General features: G+C 41.7%; 23 protein-coding genes. 9 read left to right on the top strand and 14 right to left on the bottom strand.

Going from position 1 to position 18,755, the window contains the following annotated elements; translation table 11 throughout:
* Positions 1-128 precede the first annotated feature (128 nt).
* A complete protein-coding gene (gene yjgA / locus PSF28_RS07165; RefSeq protein ID WP_272684829.1) occupies positions 129-674 on the bottom strand; it encodes a ribosome biogenesis factor YjgA in 546 nt (181 codons plus the stop codon).
* Positions 675-859: 185 nt separating this feature from the next.
* On the opposite strand from yjgA, the gene pmbA reads away from it, so the two are divergent.
* Complete coding sequence (gene pmbA, locus PSF28_RS07170; RefSeq protein WP_210835948.1) at positions 860-2,200, top strand: metalloprotease PmbA; 1,341 nt, start codon at positions 860-862, stop codon at positions 2,198-2,200.
* 200 nt (positions 2,201-2,400) lie between these two features.
* The gene (locus tag PSF28_RS07175; RefSeq protein WP_247605256.1) at positions 2,401-2,865 is read left to right on the top strand and encodes a helix-turn-helix domain-containing protein; all 465 of its coding nucleotides are present in this window, start codon (positions 2,401-2,403) and stop codon (positions 2,863-2,865) included.
* Between the two features lie 134 nt (positions 2,866-2,999).
* Here the strand turns inward: PSF28_RS07175 and rnk are convergent, their stop codons facing one another.
* From rnk to kdsD, 11 genes are all read right to left on the bottom strand, one after another.
* Positions 3,000-3,410 (bottom strand): nucleoside diphosphate kinase regulator, encoded by a 411-nt coding sequence (rnk, locus tag PSF28_RS07180; RefSeq protein ID WP_004908251.1) that lies wholly within the window; start codon positions 3,408-3,410, stop codon positions 3,000-3,002.
* A 211-nt stretch (positions 3,411-3,621) separates the two neighbouring features.
* Positions 3,622-3,894, bottom strand: a complete 273-nt coding sequence (gene npr, locus PSF28_RS07185) for a PTS phosphocarrier protein NPr (protein WP_004258320.1) — start codon at positions 3,892-3,894, stop codon at positions 3,622-3,624.
* 5 nt (positions 3,895-3,899) lie between these two features.
* Positions 3,900-4,751, bottom strand: a complete 852-nt coding sequence (rapZ, locus tag PSF28_RS07190; RefSeq protein WP_004258318.1) for an RNase adapter RapZ — start codon at positions 4,749-4,751, stop codon at positions 3,900-3,902.
* A gap of 119 nt (positions 4,752-4,870) precedes the next feature.
* Positions 4,871-5,338 carry a PTS IIA-like nitrogen regulatory protein PtsN gene (ptsN, locus tag PSF28_RS07195; RefSeq protein ID WP_004258311.1) on the bottom strand — a complete coding sequence of 156 codons (468 nt, stop codon included), beginning with the start codon at positions 5,336-5,338 and terminating at the stop codon, positions 4,871-4,873.
* A 93-nt stretch (positions 5,339-5,431) separates the two neighbouring features.
* Positions 5,432-5,719, bottom strand: a complete 288-nt coding sequence (gene hpf / locus PSF28_RS07200; protein ID WP_210835950.1) for a ribosome hibernation promoting factor — start codon at positions 5,717-5,719, stop codon at positions 5,432-5,434.
* Positions 5,720-5,741: 22 nt separating this feature from the next.
* Complete coding sequence (gene rpoN, locus PSF28_RS07205) at positions 5,742-7,187, bottom strand: RNA polymerase factor sigma-54 (protein ID WP_210782094.1); 1,446 nt, start codon at positions 7,185-7,187, stop codon at positions 5,742-5,744.
* 41 nt (positions 7,188-7,228) lie between these two features.
* Entirely contained in the window at positions 7,229-7,954 is a 726-nt protein-coding gene (gene lptB / locus PSF28_RS07210; protein WP_004908261.1) for an LPS export ABC transporter ATP-binding protein, read from the bottom strand.
* 5 nt (positions 7,955-7,959) lie between these two features.
* Complete coding sequence (lptA, locus tag PSF28_RS07215) at positions 7,960-8,520, bottom strand: lipopolysaccharide ABC transporter substrate-binding protein LptA (protein WP_004908264.1); 561 nt, start codon at positions 8,518-8,520, stop codon at positions 7,960-7,962.
* Position 8,521: 1 nt separating this feature from the next.
* Positions 8,522-9,097 carry an LPS export ABC transporter periplasmic protein LptC gene (gene lptC / locus PSF28_RS07220; protein ID WP_210835951.1) on the bottom strand — a complete coding sequence of 192 codons (576 nt, stop codon included), beginning with the start codon at positions 9,095-9,097 and terminating at the stop codon, positions 8,522-8,524.
* A 16-nt stretch (positions 9,098-9,113) separates the two neighbouring features.
* Positions 9,114-9,674, bottom strand: coding sequence for a 3-deoxy-manno-octulosonate-8-phosphatase KdsC (gene kdsC, locus PSF28_RS07225; protein WP_210835952.1), 561 nt, complete (start codon positions 9,672-9,674; stop codon positions 9,114-9,116).
* 14 nt (positions 9,675-9,688) lie between these two features.
* Positions 9,689-10,657 carry an arabinose-5-phosphate isomerase KdsD gene (kdsD, locus tag PSF28_RS07230; protein WP_004908272.1) on the bottom strand — a complete coding sequence of 323 codons (969 nt, stop codon included), beginning with the start codon at positions 10,655-10,657 and terminating at the stop codon, positions 9,689-9,691.
* A 480-nt stretch (positions 10,658-11,137) separates the two neighbouring features.
* On the opposite strand from kdsD, the gene mlaF reads away from it, so the two are divergent.
* From mlaF to murA, 7 genes are all read left to right on the top strand, one after another.
* On the top strand, positions 11,138-11,941 hold the full coding sequence (mlaF, locus tag PSF28_RS07235) for a phospholipid ABC transporter ATP-binding protein MlaF (RefSeq protein ID WP_272683965.1): 804 nt from the start codon (positions 11,138-11,140) through the stop codon (positions 11,939-11,941).
* 6 nt (positions 11,942-11,947) lie between these two features.
* Positions 11,948-12,730 (top strand): lipid asymmetry maintenance ABC transporter permease subunit MlaE, encoded by a 783-nt coding sequence (gene mlaE, locus PSF28_RS07240; RefSeq protein ID WP_004908276.1) that lies wholly within the window; start codon positions 11,948-11,950, stop codon positions 12,728-12,730.
* A 3-nt stretch (positions 12,731-12,733) separates the two neighbouring features.
* Positions 12,734-13,237 carry an outer membrane lipid asymmetry maintenance protein MlaD gene (mlaD, locus tag PSF28_RS07245; RefSeq protein WP_102137924.1) on the top strand — a complete coding sequence of 168 codons (504 nt, stop codon included), beginning with the start codon at positions 12,734-12,736 and terminating at the stop codon, positions 13,235-13,237.
* A gap of 35 nt (positions 13,238-13,272) precedes the next feature.
* Positions 13,273-13,902, top strand: coding sequence for a phospholipid-binding protein MlaC (gene mlaC, locus PSF28_RS07250; RefSeq protein ID WP_004908281.1), 630 nt, complete (start codon positions 13,273-13,275; stop codon positions 13,900-13,902).
* A gap of 1 nt (position 13,903) precedes the next feature.
* The gene (gene mlaB, locus PSF28_RS07255) at positions 13,904-14,194 is read left to right on the top strand and encodes a lipid asymmetry maintenance protein MlaB (protein WP_272684830.1); all 291 of its coding nucleotides are present in this window, start codon (positions 13,904-13,906) and stop codon (positions 14,192-14,194) included.
* 222 nt (positions 14,195-14,416) lie between these two features.
* Entirely contained in the window at positions 14,417-14,671 is a 255-nt protein-coding gene (gene ibaG, locus PSF28_RS07260; RefSeq protein WP_004258269.1) for a BolA family iron metabolism protein IbaG, read from the top strand.
* Positions 14,672-14,723: 52 nt separating this feature from the next.
* The gene (gene murA / locus PSF28_RS07265; protein WP_210835955.1) at positions 14,724-15,986 is read left to right on the top strand and encodes a UDP-N-acetylglucosamine 1-carboxyvinyltransferase; all 1,263 of its coding nucleotides are present in this window, start codon (positions 14,724-14,726) and stop codon (positions 15,984-15,986) included.
* A 107-nt stretch (positions 15,987-16,093) separates the two neighbouring features.
* Here murA and degS read toward each other — a convergent pair whose 3' ends face one another.
* The gene (gene degS, locus PSF28_RS07270; protein ID WP_210835956.1) at positions 16,094-17,158 is read right to left on the bottom strand and encodes an outer membrane-stress sensor serine endopeptidase DegS; all 1,065 of its coding nucleotides are present in this window, start codon (positions 17,156-17,158) and stop codon (positions 16,094-16,096) included.
* A 115-nt stretch (positions 17,159-17,273) separates the two neighbouring features.
* A complete protein-coding gene (locus tag PSF28_RS07275) occupies positions 17,274-18,668 on the bottom strand; it encodes a Do family serine endopeptidase (RefSeq protein WP_198633922.1) in 1,395 nt (464 codons plus the stop codon).
* Between the last annotated feature and the right edge of the window lie 87 nt (positions 18,669-18,755).

An 18,755-nucleotide genomic window follows, 5' to 3' on the forward strand; every position in this document is an offset into this window, starting at 1 on the left:
GTCAGAGTATGACTAACAATGGCATGATAAGTTGTTTCGGCAGCGCTATCAACACGCTATTAGGTTTTTCAGATTAATGCTTAATTTACCAAGAAAAATCCCCTAGCCGTAGCGTAGGGGATTATCGATTAAGCCATTTCAGACAGATCTTTCAAATATTGAAAAATTTGGCGATAGGCTTTTGGCGGTTTATTGCCTTCACGCTCTTTTTTTGCATTACGCACTAATGCACGCAATTGTTGCCTGTCTGTTTGTGGGAACAGGGCAACCACGTCTTCAATGACTTCATCACCGCCATCTAATAAACGGGTACGTAAGTCTTCCAGCTTATGTAAAATGACTACTTGCTGGTTGTGACGGTTTTTAAGCTTATCCAGAGCCTCTGTAATCGGCTCAGCCTCACGTGAACGTAATAACTTACCAATCAATTGTAATTGGCGACGGCGGCCTTCACGTTTGATTTTTTGGGCAAGTTCAATAGCTTCAAGTAATTGAGTATCTAACGGAATACGTTTTAATTCACTTTTACTTAAATCAACGAGCTCAGCCCCTAATTTTTTGAGGATCTCAGCATCGCGCTTAATTTCGCTTTTACTGACCCAAATGATTTCCTCGTCTTCTTCGTCTTGCGGCGCTGGGATATCATCCAGCCAGTCATCAGGCTGTTTGGCCATATCGATTTTCCTTTTTACCGAACACAGTCGTTTAATTACGCGTAATTAATATGATTTACTGTGTTGTGAGTGTTAACATTCATCTATTATATATTGTAACTGGGAAAACCCCTCTATGACTACCTAGCATTTACGTGTTAGGGCAGAAAATCACGTTTCCCCCATATTATTGATTGGACTAAAGCATGAGTGTAACTGAACAAGTCACTGAACAACGTAAAAAACTCGAAGAAGCCGTCGCACACGCATTAGAATTTGCAAAAACACGTTGTGATGCCGCGGAAGTCGCAGTAAACAAAAGCACTGGGATCAGTGTGAGTACCCGGCAAGGGGAAGTCGAAAATGTTGAGTTTAACAGTGATGGGGCACTTGGGATCACCGTTTATCATCAACAACGTAAAGGTAGTGCCTCTTCTACAGACTTAAGCCCTGAAGCGATTGAACGCACAGTTCAGGCGGCAATTGATATCGCTAACTACACCTCAGAAGACCCGTGTGCAGGGCCGGCAGATAAATCTTTGCTGGCTTTTGAGGCTCCCGACCTCAATTTGTTCCAAGCGAGCGAACTTTCTCCCGAAGAAGCCATCCGCTTAGCATCGATTGCAGAAATGTCAGCATTAAATGCAGACTCCCGCATTGTGAATACGGAAGGCGGCAGCTTTAATGGGCACTATGGTGTGCGTGTGTTTGGCAACTCCCACGGTATGTTGCAAAGCTACTGCTCAAGCCGCTATTCGATGTCGAGCTGCGTGATTGCAGAGCAAAATGGTGAGATGGAACGTGATTACGCTTATACGATCGGTCGTAGCTTAGGGGCATTACAGTCCCCTGAGTGGGTTGGGCAGGAATGCGCTCGACGCACCTTATCTCGTTTATCACCTCGTAAATTACCTACGATGAAAGCGCCTGTTATTTTTGCGGCCGAAGTGGCAACGGGTCTGTTTGGTCACTTAGTTGGTGCCATTAGTGGCAGCAGTATTTACCGCAAATCTTCTTTCTTGCTCGATAGCTTAGGAAAGCAAATTCTACCAAGCTGGCTAACTATCAATGAGCAACCACATTTAATGGGCGGATTAGCATCATCACCTTTTGATAGCGAAGGTGTTCGCACTTGTGAACGAAATATCATCGAAAATGGTGTTCTACAAACGTGGTTGATGACCAGCTATTCAGCAAGAAAACTAGGTTTACAAAGCACTGGCCACGCAGGTGGCATCCATAACTGGCGTATTGCAGGCCAAGGGCTTTCATTTGATGCATTGCTGAAACAAATGGGAACAGGGCTAATCGTTACAGAGTTAATGGGCCAAGGGGTGAGTGGGATTACAGGCGATTATTCTCGTGGTGCTTCAGGTTTTTGGGTCGAAAACGGTGAGATTCAGTATCCAGTGAGTGAAATTACTATTGCTGGAAACCTAAAAGATATGTGGGCGAATATGGTGACTATCGCTGATGATATTGAAACCCGCAGTAATATTCAGTGTGGTTCGGTATTGATCCCAGAAATGAGTATTGCAGGAGAGTAACTCCTTTTGTTCTTCCTCTGTGTTGTGTGAAACAAGGCGCCTAATACATTTGTTATTGGGCGTTTTTTATTCTATAAAATAGTATTTATCACTGTCACTGCGGTGTCGTCGCTCTGTCGTCATGCTGTCGTGGTCATGATTGCATTATGCTGACAGTATAGCCATCTCCTAAGATCATTCGATTTTTAAGGTAGGTTATGATGGAAAATAAAATTAAACAATTGAGATTAGCGCGAGCTTGGTCTCAAGAACAGCTCGCTCTACTATCATCACTGAGCACAAGAACTATCCAACGAATTGAAAACGATGAAGTGCCTAGCTTAGAAACACTCAGTGCATTAGCATCGGTATTTAATGTGAGTGTGTCTGAACTGACATCTGCGCCGTTACCCGAAAGTATTGAGCTAGATAATCGGATAGAAGAGGCTAAAAAGCGGGTAAGAGATGAAACAAAGCTACTTAAAAATATAGTAACAGCGATTATTGTATGCGTAATACTGTATACCGCTAATTATATTTATGCACCAGAGAGCTATTGGCCTATTTGGGTTAGTGCTATTTGGGGCGGGCTGTTAGCGATAAAGGTAATCAAACTATTTTTATTGGATAAGCTCCTTCACCAATGGGAGCGTAATAGATTGATAAATATGACTAAAAAGCGATAGCTTATATTATCATTGCGACCTATTAAAACAAAAAAGGCACTCAATTGAGTGCCTGAATAGGTTAGAAGGCTTACTAGAGTTTTTTAAATAAAACTTTTTTCGCTAAGCCTTCTTTAATTCAGCCGTTGTCGTGATTAACGGTGGAACTCACCAGCCGCTTCTGGCTGATAAACGATTTCAAGTACACGAACACGTGTTTGAACACCGTTTGGCAGCTCCCAGCTGATTTCATCGTTTACATGCAAGCCCAACAAGGCTGCACCAATCGGAGCCATCACAGATAGTTGCTCCGCACTATCTTTCAGTGACGCTGGGTAAACTAAGGTACGTGTGCGTTCTTCGTTGCTGATTAAATCTAAAAAGCGAACGGTACTGTTCATCGTGACCACATCGGCAGGGATTTCTTGTGGGCTAAGAATATCCGCACGGTCAAGTTCATCATTGAGCGCTTCGGCAACCGGTGTGCCCGCATAAGCCGGCTGTTCCATCAGTGCATCTAAACGTTCAGCATCTAAATCATTGATAATAATTGTTGGCTTTGTCATACCACACTCCAATAGAGACATACAAAGCAAACACCCCCCACCCATAAGGTAGGGGGTGTCGCTAGAAATAAGTTTGTGTAAAATATTAGGCGCTATACGCTTTAAAGGGAAGAGATCATGATCACGATCTCTAAGCCTGCCTAGATAAAAATCTACTGATTGACATGCTATAGCTAGCTTGAAACTCTGCTATTTTTCATCATTTCATCAACTATTCTTCGTCAAACCTGTTTTCGAATAGGTTGATAATTGCGGACAAGGCCTGATTTTCATCCGGACCGCTAACCTCGATATCAATCTTACTGCCTTGTTCTGAGTCTAACATCAACATCGCAATAACGCTATCGGCCTCCGCCTCAATTTGATTATTATTACGCAAAATAACTCTAGAGTTAAATTGTTTAACTAAATCATAGAGTAACATGGCAGGTCGTGCATGCATCCCAAGCCGATTTTTGAGCGTTATTGTGGCTTTTACGGTCATTGCTGTTATTTGCGCTTTTCCAATGTTCTGTGGCGTGACTGCACATTTTTACCACGGGAACGGAAATAGTCGGCAAGTTGTTCTGCGACGTATACTGAGCGGTGTTTCCCCCCCGTACAGCCAATCGCGACAGTTAAATAGCTACGGTTATTGGTTTCTAACATTGGTAGCCATAATTCTAAATAACTACGAGTTTGGTAGATGAAGTTATGGACTTCAGTATGCCTATCTAAGAATGCAGCAACGGGCCGGTCAAGACCTGTCATTGGGCGTAATTTCGGATCCCAGTGCGGGTTTGGTAAAAAACGCACATCGAATACATAATCGGCATCAATAGGAATACCATGTTTGAAACCAAAGGATTCAAACACCATTGTCAGCTCACGCTCACGTTTGCCCATCAAACGTGTTCTTAGCATTTCAGCTAATTCATGAACGGACATTTCTGAAGTATCAATAACTAAATCAGCACGAGAGCGTAAAGGTTCAAGTAGCTCATTTTCCTCATCTATCGCGCTTTCAAGCGAAAGGTTTTTACTTGAAAGTGGGTGCAACCGACGAGTGTCACTGTAACGACGTATAAGCGTGTTACGGTCGGCATCTAGAAACAATAATTGAGGAGAGAAGGTTGATGGTAATTTATCAATCGCTTCTTCGAAAATCTCTGGATTGTCGGGCATATTACGCACGTCGATGCTTACCGCTGCTGAAATATTACGATCAGCCAGTGAATTCGCTAACTCCGGCAGTAATACAACCGGTAGGTTATCTACGCAATAGAAACCCATATCTTCCAGCGCACGTAAGGCAACGGATTTCCCCGAACCGGAACGGCCGCTGACTATCATCAGCACCATGAGCTTGCTCCCTTTTGTTTCCTAATAATGTGTTTCTTGAAAAGCAGTACTTGCCAATTAATATTACTTAGAAACCATAACAATATCATTTGCATATGGCAAGATACATAATTTATCACTTACTCTGTAATTATGCTGTATAGCTCTTCATCACTTTGTGCACTGCGCAGGCGTTTACAGAGCGTTTTATCGGCTAGTTTTTTGGCGATAAGCGACAACGTATGCAGGTGCGTTTTACATTGGTCTGATGGCACGAGTAAAGCGAAAAGCAAGTCAACAGGCTGATTATCAATTGCATCAAACGCAATCGGTTCTTCTAAATGTAAAAAGACACCGACAGCACGGCTACTTTCACCTTCGTTCAGCTTCCCATGAGGAATGGCAATACCGCCGCCAATACCTGTTGTGCCAACTTTTTCTCTGGTTAATAACGCTTCAAATACCGTATTTTCAGGTAATTCCAATTCAACGGCAGCCAGCTCACTAATAATTTCTAAAGCTCTTTTTTTACTGGTGCACACAATATTATTACGTGTACAGGCTGATGATAAAACAACGTTTAACTGGATTTCTATATCACTATTCATTTTATTGTTCACTTAGGACTACAAAACCAGATGATGTATTCCATCATCTGGTTTGAAACATTATTCGGCTAATTAATAAGCCGCATCAATGTATTAATGTTGTCTCAGTTTTTCTTTGTGTTTGGTTAATTGGCGCGACAGTTTGTCTACGAGTATATCTATAGCAGCGTACATATCGTTTTCTTCCGCTGATGCGTGGAGCTCCGCTCCATTGACTTGCACGGTTGCTTCTGCAATTTGCTGAACTTTTTCAACTTTCAAGACAACTTGGATACCATTAATACGATCAAACAATTGTTCCAATTTTTTGAGTTTTTTCTCAACAGTCTCGCGCAATGCAGGAGTAACTTCAATATTGTGTCCAGTAATCTGAAATTCCATACAATCTTCCTTATTTTATCAATTAAACCAGCTGCTTACGCTGGTTAGAGGGCGGAATGGATAACGATTCTCGATACTTAGCAACAGTTCTGCGAGCGACTTGAATGCCTTGTTCTGCCAGCATACTCGTCAATTTACTGTCACTCAATGGTTTTGCTGGGTTTTCAGCAGCAACCAGTTTTTTCACCAATGCTCGAATTGCGGTTGAGGAGGCTTCGCCGCCTGTGTCCGTATTAACATGGCTGGAGAAAAAATACTTCAACTCAAAAATACCTCGTGGGCTATGGAGAAACTTTTGAGTTGTTACTCGTGAGATAGTTGATTCATGCATGTCCACTTGATAGGCGATATCGGCCAGTATCATCGGTTTCATGTATTCCTCACCTAGCTCAAAGAATTCTTGCTGCTGTTCTACAATACAAGTCGCGACTTTTAAGAGTGTCTCGTGGCGGCTCTCAAGGCTTTTAATCAACCATTTTGCATCTTGCAGATGACTACGAATATATTGCGAGTCATCTTCATTTGCTGAATTATTTAGCATTGAAGCATAATGGTTATTAATGCTTAGTTTAGGAATGCTATCTGTATTTAACTCAACTTGCCAGTGCCCAGCAATTTTTTTCACTAAAACATCAGGAATGACGTATTCCGATTCCCCAGTATTGATGGATTGGCCGGGTTTTGGATTCAGCGTTAAAATCAGGTCTATCGCGGTTTTTAGTGCATCTTCTTTTAAGCGAGTTAATTTACTCAGCTGGCGAAAATCACGGTTAGCCAGCAAATCAATATGGTTACTAATAATGCGCTTTGCATCTTGTAGCCCATCAGTTTGCTGAGGATACAGCGACAATTGGATTAATAAACACTCTTTTAAATCTTGTGCTGCAACACCCAGTGGGTCGAAATGCTGAATACGTTTTAGGACAGCGATGACTTCTTCTATGCTAATTTCAGGGTTATCAATCCCTTCATGTATATCAGAAATTGCTGTTGTCAGATAACCAGAATCATCTATTGAATCAATAATGGCGGTGGCGATTGCCCTGTCCGTGTCAGTAAACGGGGTCAGTTCAGCTTGCCACGTTAGGTAATCTTGCAACGTTTGTGTTGTTTCACCTTGATAAACAGGCAGTTCATCAAAACTATAATCGTTACTGGTCCCTGACGGTGTTCCTGCCGTATATATTTCATCCCAATCAGCGTCTAAAGGGAGCTCATCTGGCATATCATGATTTTCAAGAGCGTCTTTGGTGTCGAGTTCACTGGTATCGGTATTTTCATTTAGGGAGTCAATAGATTCGGACTCAGAATTTAACTCTTCTTGTTCAAGAAGTGGGTTGGTTTCCAAGGCAAGTTGAATTTCTTGCTGAAGCTCAAGTGTAGACAGCTGCAACAAGCGGATAGCTTGCTGCAATTGAGGGGTCATTGCAAGTTGTTGACTGACTCTAAGCTGCAAACTTTGCTTCATGAATCTGTTTTATTCTCCCTAAAAAATGACAACACGATAATTTATAACCGGAAGCCTTCACCCAAGTATACACGTTTCACTTGTTCGTTCTCTAAGATCATGGTTGGTGACCCATGCGCAATTAAGTGCCCCTGACTGACAATATAGGCTCTTTCACACACATCTAAGGTTTCCCGCACATTATGGTCGGTAATTAAAACGCCGAGGCCGTAATCTCTTAAGTGCTGAATGATTTTTTTGATATCTAAGACGGAAATAGGGTCAACACCCGCAAAAGGTTCGTCTAATAAAATAAATTTTGGGTTAGCAGCCAGTGCACGCGCAATTTCCACACGGCGCCGTTCTCCACCGGATAGCGACTGCCCCATACTGTCCCTAAGGTGGGTGATACTAAATTCTTCCATCAATTCTTCAGCACGTTCTTTACGTTGCTGGGAACTCAAATCTTCGCGAATTTCTAACACAGCCATTAAGTTATCATAAACGCTGAGGCGGCGAAAAATTGAGGCTTCTTGAGGAAGATAGCCAATTCCACGGCGAGCACGTTCATGCAGCGGTAGAAGGCTGATATCTTCACCATCAATCATAATTTTGCCAGCGTCCCGCTGAACAATACCCACAACCATATAAAAGGTCGTGGTTTTACCGGCACCGTTTGGTCCCAACAAGCCAACGATTTCACCTGATTTAACTTCCAGGCTGACATCTTCAACGACCTTACGTTTTTTATAGGCTTTAGCTAGATTTTCAGCGGTTAGTGTCGCCATAACAGTTATTTACTCTTACTTGCTGATGAATTTTTATTCGCTGCAGGGCCTTTTTCTTGCAATTGGGCTGGCAGTATTACAGTGGTGACGCGTTTGCCTTTATCACTAAATGCTTCCATTTGCTGCGTTGGCACTAAATAGGTAATTTTGTCACCTTGAATATTGCTGTCTAATTGCTCAAGATAGGCATTGCCTGTTAAGGTGACGAGCTGTTTATCGACCTCATAACGGGCTTTGCTGGCATGGCCTTTAATCGGTTTTCCATCATCCTGTAATTGGTAAAAGGTAACCGGAGTACCAAAGGCCTCAATCACAATTTTATCCGAGTCACTACTTGGACGTGTTACAACCACTTTATTGGCTCTGATATCAATAGAACCTTGTTTAATAACAACATCATCAGTAAAGGTGGTGACGTTTTTTTCTAAATCAAGAGATTGTTTGACCGAATTAATCGTCATTGGCTGCTGCGTATCACTTTTTAATGCCATCGCAGGTAGGCTAAGAGCCAAAATTGCACTGGCAACAGCTCCTTGAATAAAACGTTTCTTAGTTACTTGATTCATTTTAATGCTCTTCTGGTTGTAACACATAATGAGTTTTAACATCTTCGATTAATTCAGCCGTTCTTGTACGAAGGTTTCCCTTCATTTTCATACCGGTAGAATTGAGACCTTGTCCAATAATGGTCACTTTATCATCAGATGAAACGTCTTGTGTTGTCAAATTGACAACTGCACTTTCAGTTGTAATTCGTTGGATCTGCGAGTCTTTGGTCAAGCTATCAACCTGAACATCGCTATATAAATAGAGAATTCTATCGTTCGTTAACCTGGCCTTGAAAGCCTTAACCGTCCAGGTTGGCTCGCCCGCTTCGTTATAAGTGGTTAGAACCGGTTTTGAAAACCACGTGATTTTTCCTTCAGTGTAGTTATCTATTTTATCTGAAACGAGTTTATACGCTAAATTACCCGTTGGATTATAGACAAAAGTCACTGAATCATCAGTTTGATAATTAGGTTGACCATCATTAATTACTTTATCCTCTGGGTTGTCAGAATCACTACCCGCTAAATTCCAACCGATAAGCCCTAATACAACCAAGGATAAAATAATAATTAACCACTTCTTCGCATTGCTCATGAATTCAATCTATTCGTTATATTGATAAACCTTTTGCTTCTTCCAGTTTGCCTTGAGAAAGCAAAATAAGGTCACAAAGTTCGCGGACTGCGCCTTTTCCTCCGCCAATGCGAGTCACATAATCCGCTCGCGGTAATAACAAAGGATGGGCATCCGCGACCGCGACGGATAAGCCTACTTTGGCCATAACAGGCCAGTCAATCAGATCGTCCCCAATATAAGCTATTTCTTCAGCTGATAATTGTAGTGTATCTAACAGTTCGTGATACGCCAAAAGCTTATCGCTTTGACCTTGGTAAAGATATGTAATGCCTAATGTTTGAGCCCTATCTTCAAGAAGCTTCGCTTTTCTTCCTGTAATGATGGCGACCTCAATACCGGAAGTTAATAAGCAACGTACTCCATAGCCGTCACGGACATTAAAGGCTTTGAGTTCTTCGCCATTATTTCCCATATAGACCAAGCCATCAGACATGACACCATCAACATCGCAGATCAATAATTTGATTTTTTCTGCTTTGGTTAAAACAGTATTGGCAACAGGGCCATAGCAGGTTTCCAACAAGGTAGACGTCATGGTATTTCCTTATGTTATACAACACCTGCTTGTAGCAGATCATGCATATGTAGCACACCAACTAATTTGTTATCATTTGCAACTAATAACGAAGTCACGTGCCGAGATTGCATTAAATTAAGTGCTTCAACCGCTAACATGGTTGGCGATACCCGAATTCCACCGGGGGTCATTAAATCAGCAATTTTAGCGTTATTCAGGTCGATTCCCATATCAAAGATACGGCGTAAATCCCCATCAGTGAAAATACCTTCAATATTCATGTCATCATCACAAATAACGGTCATACCCAGTTTTTTGCGAGTAATTTCCACTAAAGCCTCGCGTAAAGACGCACTTTTAGGAATATGGGGGATTTCATCACCCGTATTCATTAAATCACGAACGAGGAGTAAAAGTTTGCGCCCAAGTGCGCCACCCGGATGCGAAAGTGCGAAATCATTCGCAGTGAAGCCGCGGGCGGTTAATAAGGCTATCGCTAATGCATCTCCCATCACGAGTGTAGCTGTTGTACTCGTGGTAGGAGCTAGCCCCAATGGACAGGCTTCTTGAGGGACTTTGATACATAAATGAACATCTGCATATTTTCCCATATTACTTTCAGGATTGTTAGTCATACAGATTAAAGGCACTTTAATTCTTTTTAAAACAGGGAGTAAGGCTAAAATTTCTCCTGACTCACCAGAATTGGAAATGGCTAACACAACATCGTTATGAGTAATCATCCCAAGGTCACCGTGGCTGGCTTCTCCTGGATGAACAAAAAATGATGGTGTTCCTGTACTCGCTAGTGTAGCGGCAATTTTACGGCCAATATGCCCCGATTTCCCCATTCCCATTACGACGACTTTGCCTTCACAGTTAAAAATAAGCTGGCAAGCGCGGTCAAAGTCAGTATTGATATATTGTTCTAGGTTTTTTAAACCTTCGTGTTCGATATGGAGAACTTCTTTACCTACTTTCTGAAAATCGAAGTTTGACATTTCTAGTTCCATGCGTAGCTTTTAAGTTAATCGGATTAGCGAAATTAAATTGTATAACGAATACTTGGTATCAGTAAGTATTTTGTCAGTTAAGCTATTTTTAATGTTAGTTTTATACTTAATGAGTATTTTTGGGCACTTCGATGTAGAATTTAATACGTACAAGACGGTTTCATTAGCATCTTGAACCAAAAATGGATAGGCAAATTCGCGTATCCTCAAGCTAGGTAACATCACAACATTCTAAGAGCTATCTGCTGTTAATAGTGAAAGCTTTTGCTGACTATAAGTAAATTATATTGTTTTTTCTCTGTTTCGCTTAGATAAAAACAGAGTTGTAACACTAAAAGTCATATTTTCGACGCTATAATACTATAAATTCTATTTTGTTGTGATATTTGACGATTTTCAGTTTATCTTTCGGTAACATCTGAACGGATAAAATATATTTACGCGTGGTGTATAACGAGTTATTTAACAATGCAAGCACAGACAGACAATTTAATTGAAGTACGGAACATGTCCTTTACTCGAGGAAATCGGAAAATATTTGAAAATATTAATCTGACCGTTCCTCGTGGAAAAATTACGGCAATTATGGGGCCATCAGGGATTGGTAAAACCACATTACTGCGCTTGATTGGTGGGCAATTACGGCCAAATGAAGGTGAAATTTGGTTTGATGGCGATAATATTCCAGCGCTGTCACGCTCAAAGCTGTATCAGTCTCGTAAAAAGATGAGCATGCTGTTTCAATCCGGGGCGTTATTCACGGATATGAACGTATTTAATAACGTGGCTTTCCCTCTACGTGAGCACACTAACCTGCCAGAATCACTGATCCATACGACGGTGATGATGAAACTAGAGGCAGTTGGCTTACGTGGTGCTGCTCAATTAATGCCATCTGAGTTGTCAGGGGGTATGGCACGGCGCGCCGCGTTAGCGCGTGCTATTGCACTTGACCCAGATTTAATCATGTTTGATGAACCTTTTGTCGGCCAAGATCCCATTACGATGGGTGTTTTGGTTAAATTGATTGATGAGCTTAATCAAGCACTGGGTGTCACTTGTGTCGTGGTTTCCCATGATGTTCCAGAGGTATTGAGTATCGCAGATAATGCTTATATTGTTGCGCAGCAGCATGTCATTGCTCAGGGAACGGGTGAAGAATTGCGAGAAAACCAAGACCCTCGTGTGCGACAATTTCTTGATGGTATTGCTGATGGGCCTGTGCCATTCCGTTTTCCCGCCAATGATTATCTGGCTGATTTATTAGGGTAAAATAAGATGATATTAAAGGCGATAGCAGGCTTCGGGCGCCGATGGATTGATATATTTTCCGCGTTTGGTCGAGCAGGTTACATGCTGTTTCGCGCCTTACTCGGTAAACCAGAGTTTCGTAAACAATGGCCATTATTGATGAAGCAATTGTACGCCATTGGTGTGCAATCATTACTTATCATTGCTGTTTCCGGTTTATTTATCGGAATGGTATTGGGGTTACAAGGCTATTTGGTTCTCACCACTTTTAGTGCTGAAGCTAGCTTAGGTATGATGGTCGCACTTTCATTGTTACGTGAGCTAGGCCCTGTTGTAACCGCATTATTATTTGCTGGCCGTGCGGGCTCTGCATTAACAGCTGAAATTGGCTTAATGAAAGCGACAGAACAGATTTCTAGCCTTGAAATGATGGCAGTTGACCCTCTAAGGCGTGTCATCGCGCCACGTTTTTGGGCTGGTTTTATTAGTATGCCATTGTTATCTCTAATTTTTGTTGCTGTCGGCATTTTAGGTGGCGCACTAGTTGGGGTTGACTGGAAGGGGATTGATGAAGGCTTTTTTTGGGCTTCAATGCAATCTTCCGTTGATTGGCGACTAGATTTAGTAAACTGTGTGATTAAAAGCTTAGTCTTTGCTATCACAGTTACTTGGATCGCATTATTTAATGGCTATGATGCCATCCCAACTTCGGAGGGGATAAGCCAAGCGACAACTAGAACAGTTGTGCATGCGTCATTGTCTGTTTTAGGACTGGATTTCGTACTTACCGCACTGATGTTTGGGAACTAAGTCATGCAAAGTAAAAAAAGTGAAATATGGGTTGGTTGTTTTATGTTGCTGGCGATTGCCGCAATTATCTTTTTGTGTTTAAAAGTTGCTGATTTAAAATCGATAGGAAGCCAATCCACCTATCAAATTTCAGCATCTTTTGAAAATATTGGTGGCTTAAAAGAAGGCTCGCCAATCAAAGTGGGTGGTGTGGTGATTGGGCGAGTTGCCAGTATCACGCTAGATAAAAAGAATTATGTTCCTGAAGTTAAAATTGATTTATTAAGTGAGTACGACAATATTCCTGATTCGAGCTCACTGTCAATTCGGACGTCAGGTTTGTTGGGTGAACAATATATTGCGATGAATATTGGCCCTGATGACGAAGAATTAGGTATCGCAATCTTAAAAAATGGCGGGCGTCTTGAAGATACTAAGCCGGCTATGGTATTAGAAGACTTAATTGGCCAGTTTTTATATAAAAGTGGTGATAGCCAAGGTGCAGAGCCAGAGTCAACTGCGCAGTAATTTGATGCTCCCTTTGAAGAATAAAGGAATGAATTATGTTTAAACGTTTAATGATGGTTGCTATGTTGGCAATCGCGCCATTTGCCATGGCAGTAGACCAAACCAACCCTTATAAGTTAATGGATGAAGCGGCGGCGAAAACGTTTAACCGCTTGAAATCAGAGCAACCGAAAATTAAGCAAGACCCCGAGTATCTTAGAACAATTGTTCGTGAGGAATTATTACCTTATGTACAAGTTAAATATGCTGGGGCTTTGGTGTTAGGAACCTATTATAAAGGGGCAACTCCAGCACAGCGTGAGGCTTATTTCAACGCATTTGAAGATTACCTTGAGCAAGTCTATGGTCAAGCTTTAGCAATGTACCATGGCCAAACGTATCAAATAGCCCCAGAACAACCGTTGGGAGATAAAAACATTGTTGCCATTCGCGTGACTATTGTTGATACCAATGGACGTCCTCCTGTCCGTTTAGATTTCCAATGGCGTAAAAATAGCAAAACAGGTTACTGGCAAGCTTACGACATGATTGCAGAAGGCGTGAGTATGATCACGACTAAGCAAAATGAGTGGGGTGATATTTTACGTAAGCAAGGTGTCGATGGTTTAACAAAACAGTTAGAAATCAGTGCAAAAGCGCCAATTACTTTAGAAGAGAAAAAGTAATATGAGTCAGTTGTTGGCATGGGAACTCAATGAAACAACACTTTATCTCACCGGGACGTTAGACCGTGATTCGCTAATGTCGTTTTGGGATAAAAAAGACTCATCGCTGGAACGCATTGAAAATATAGATGTTTCTGGTCTCAAGCATGTTGACTCAACAGGCTTGGCGATGCTAGTTCGCTTAAAAGGTGAATTCCAAGCTAAAAACCGTTCACTGAATATAACTGGTGTCAGTGATAACTTGAATACATTGATTGAGCTATACGGGGTTCAAAAGATTATCCTCAATTAGGTTAAATATCCTAAATTGGGTCAAGTTATGTAAAAATAAGCGCCTCTATGTGCTTTTCGGCACGAGAGGCGTTTTCTTTGGTTTAAGTGTTAAGCCTAATCCTTTAGGATAGAGGATTGAGCTCTGACTGTTCTTATTGCGATGTCTCTGTACGCTATGCATGCAATTTGCACTATTTAGAGTAAAATTATAAATCACAAATAATTAATAAATTGAGTCATTATGGATACCAACGAAATTAAGCAAGTATTGATGGAAAAATTGTCTCTGAATGAGGCTATTGTTACTGGTGATGGTAGCCACTTTCAGGTTATCGCGGTCGGTGACATGTTTGACGGTATGAGCCGTGTTAAGCAACAGCAAGCAATTTATGCGCCTTTAATGGAGTATATTGCGGATAACCGCATTCATGCTTTGTCTATTAAAGCGTACACCCCTGCGCAATGGGAGCGCGATCGTAAACTTAGTGGCCTTTGATTACAAAGCCTAAGCGAACAGACTGTAAAATTCGACATACGAGAATACTTGAATGGATAAGTTTTTAGTTAAAGGACCAACCCGCTTACAGGGTGAGGTCACTATATCTGGCGCAAAAAATGCGGCATTACCAATTCTGTTCGCTGCTCTGTTGGCTGAAGAGCCAGTAGAAATACAGAATGTTCCTCATTTGAGGGATATTGACACAACGATTAAATTACTGAATCAACTTGGTACTAAAGTACAACGCAATGGCTCTGTGTACGTCGATGCAAGTACTGTAACGACATACTGTGCACCTTATGACCTTGTTAAAACCATGCGTGCATCCATTTGGGCTTTGGCGCCATTGGTTGCTCGTTTTGGTCATGGTGAAGTTTCTTTACCAGGTGGCTGTGCTATCGGTGCTCGTCCAGTTGATTTACATATTTCAGGTTTAGAGCAATTAGGCGCAAAGATTGTTTTAGAAGATGGTTATGTGAAAGCAACGGTTGATGGTCGTTTAAAAGGTGCTTGCATTGTGATGGATAAAGTCAGTGTGGGTGCGACAGTCTCTATTATGACGGCTGCGACTTTAGCTGAAGGAACCACAACAATTGAAAATGCGGCACGTGAACCTGAAATTGAAGATACCGCCAATTTCTTAAATACTCTTGGTGCAAAAATTACTGGCGCAGGGACTGATCGTATTGTTATTGAAGGTGTTGAACGTTTAGGTGGGGGCGTTTATAAAGTACTGCCTGACCGCATTGAAACGGGAACATTTTTAATTGCAGCCGCGGTTTCGCGCGGCAAAGTCATCTGTCGTAATGCACGTCCAGACACTCTAGATGCGGTATTAGCTAAATTGCGTGAAGCTGGGGCTAAAATTGAAATCGGTGATGACTGGATTAGCCTAGATATGGAAGGCAAACGCCCGAAAGCAGTGACATTGCGTACGGCACCACACCCAGGGTTCCCAACGGATATGCAAGCACAGTTTAGCTTACTTAATCTTGTTGCTGATGGCGCTGGTATGATCACTGAAACGATTTTTGAGAATCGTTTTATGCATATCCCTGAACTAATCCGTATGGGCGCTCATGCTGAAATTGAAAGTAATACTGTGTTATGTCATGGTGTTGAAAAATTAACCAGCGCACAGGTGATGGCAACAGATTTACGAGCTTCTGCGAGTTTAGTTATAGCGGGCTGTATTGCGGAAGGGACAACGACAGTTGACCGTATATATCATATTGACCGTGGTTATGAGCATATCGAAGATAAACTACGTGGTTTAGGTGCTGATATTCAGCGCGTACACTCAGATGATTAATACTTTGATAAAGTAAATGGGTTGGTGGCTTCATTTACCCATTCGATGAATCAAAAAAGGTTGTTCGATATCGAACAACCTTTTTTACGCAAGTGTATTTCTAATGACTACCCAGCCTGTTCTTCAGGAATTTCTTCGATAATCACATCAATATTTTTAATTTCGCCATCTCGTAAAATCTGTACTGCCGTTTTACTTCCGGGACGAATTTCTGCAACTAAATCCATAGTTTCCGCGGCTGAAATAGCTGGTTTACCATCAACCGATAAAATAATATCCCCTTGCAATATACCTGCCTTAGCCGCAGGTCCATTTGGGGCAACTTGGAAAATTCGCAAGCCTTGTATTTGATTGATATTATTGTTGTTTGACCTAATTTGAGGTAATTCGCGTGCGGTAATACCAATATAACCGCGGATCACTCGGCCATCACGAATTAGCTTATCCATGATTTTGGTGGCTAGCGCGGTAGGAATAGCAAAGCTTAGCCCTTCAGAACTAATGCCTTGACCTGCAGTGAAAGAAAGCGTGTTGATGCCGACTAACTCACCTTCGGTATTAATTAATGCTCCGCCAGAGTTACCTGAGTTGATTGATGCATCGGTTTGAAGAAAGTTTTGCCGGCGAGTGGAGCTTAACCCAACGCGACCTGTTGCACTGATAATCCCCTGAGTAACGGTTTGACCTATGTTATAAGGATTTCCAATTGCCAGTACGACATCACCAACATGAGTGACTCGTTGCGTATTAATTGGAATGACAGGTAAGTTATCAGCATCAATTTTTAATACGGCGAGGTCAGTCAATGGGTCTGAGCCAACTAGAAGCGCATCAAAAATAGCACCATCTTGTAAAGCCACTAAAATTTGGTCTGGGTTATCAACGACATGTTTATTCGTGATGATGTAGCCATTTTGGCTCATGATCACACCTGAACCGAGGGATTTTAATTCACGTCCTGATTGGGAAAAACTGCCTTTTGAACTGCTATAAACATAGACCACCGCAGGTGCAGCGCGGCGTACTGCTTTATTATAGCTGACGGGTTCACTATTTGTTTTACCATATAATAAGTCGGCTAAACCTTGAGGGCGCAACGAAGGAACCGCAATGATAATAATCAATGCAGTCAACAGGCCAAGCATGACAGATAAAGTTAGCTTCTTCACCATAGGATATAGAATATTTAGTTATTGCTTAAACATGTTCAGAGCATAACATAAAAAAACAGGTACAGCAGAGTGATACTGTACCTGTTTTATTGGTTTTCAGATGGTTTTTGATGAATTAATTTTTCATCAGTAAATATAATGTTTCACCATCACGCAAAACTTTCATGGCTAATACCGGAGGTTTAGCATCGATAATCTTACGGAATTGTTCAATCGTCTCAACACGAGCGTCATTGACACCAAAGATTAAATCGCCTTTTACTAAGCCAATGGCAGCCGCCGGTGATTTTGGTGCGACGCTATCAACTTGAACACCCTTGGTGTTGCTTACCGTTGCATTAGAAATCGTTGCACCTAATAAAGATTCACTCAATTTTTCGGCTTTAGTTGCAGAGCCTTCGTCGTTCTCGAGAACCACTTTGACTTCCATTGGTTTACCTGAGCGAATCAAGCCAATAGTAATTTCCTTACCAATTTGGCTAGTACCGATTTTAGCTCTTAACTCTGCAAAGCTATTAATACGTTTACCATCAACAGAGACGAGAACGTCACCGGATTTAATACCTGCTTTAGCTGCGGATGATTTAGGTAAAACTTCGCTCACGAAAGCGCCACGCTGTGCATCAATATTGAATGCTTTAGCGATATCGGAGTTCATTTCAGTACCTTTGATACCTAAGATCCCGCGTTTTACTTCACCATGCTTAATTAACTGCTCGCTAAGGTTTTTAGCCATATTACTTGGGATCGCGAAGCCGATACCGATATTACCGCCGCCAGGTGCTAAGATTGCGGTATTGATACCGATTAATTCACCGTTTAGGTTAACGAGTGCGCCACCAGAGTTACCACGGTTAATGGAAGCATCGGTCTGGATAAAGTTTTCTAGACCTTCAAGGTTCAAACCGCTACGGCCTAATGCGGAGATAATGCCTGATGTCGCTGTTTGCCCTAAACCAAATGGGTTACCGACGGCAACCGCAAAATCACCCACACGTAATTTGTCGGAGTCTGCAATACTAACAGCTGTTAAGTTTTTGATATCTTTTGCATTACTGATTTTCAATAACGCGATATCTGTTTGCGGGTCTTTACCAATTAAGTTAACGGCAATTTCACGGCCATCATTTAATTGAATTTGAATTTTGTCAGCGCCATCAATAACATGGTTATTGGTTAAAATATAACCTTGCTGAGCATCAATAATGACCCCCGAACCTAAGCCTTCAAATGGACGTACGCTTTGTTGCTGTTGTGGTACATTTGGGCCAAAAAAGAATTTAAGTTCTTCTGGAATTTGCTGGTTTTGTACGCGCGTACCCGACACGTGAATATTAACTACAGCAGGCAATACTTTTTCAAGCATTGGAGCTAAGCTAGGCATGTTCTGGCTTTGTGCTGTTGCAGGTAAAGTTGCAGGTAATGCTGCGCTACTTACGGCAGGGATAGCCGCTAAAGATAAACCTAAACTCATTGCTACCGCGGTAAGAAAAAAGTTTTTTCTTTTCATAATTTAGTCGATTCTCTCAAGAATAAATTATCAACTCATTGTAGATACAATTTTAGAATAAACACAATGCGTTGAGATAATATTGGT

Source organism: Providencia sp. PROV130, from assembly GCF_028482225.1.
Lineage (GTDB): Bacteria > Pseudomonadota > Gammaproteobacteria > Enterobacterales > Enterobacteriaceae > Providencia > Providencia rettgeri.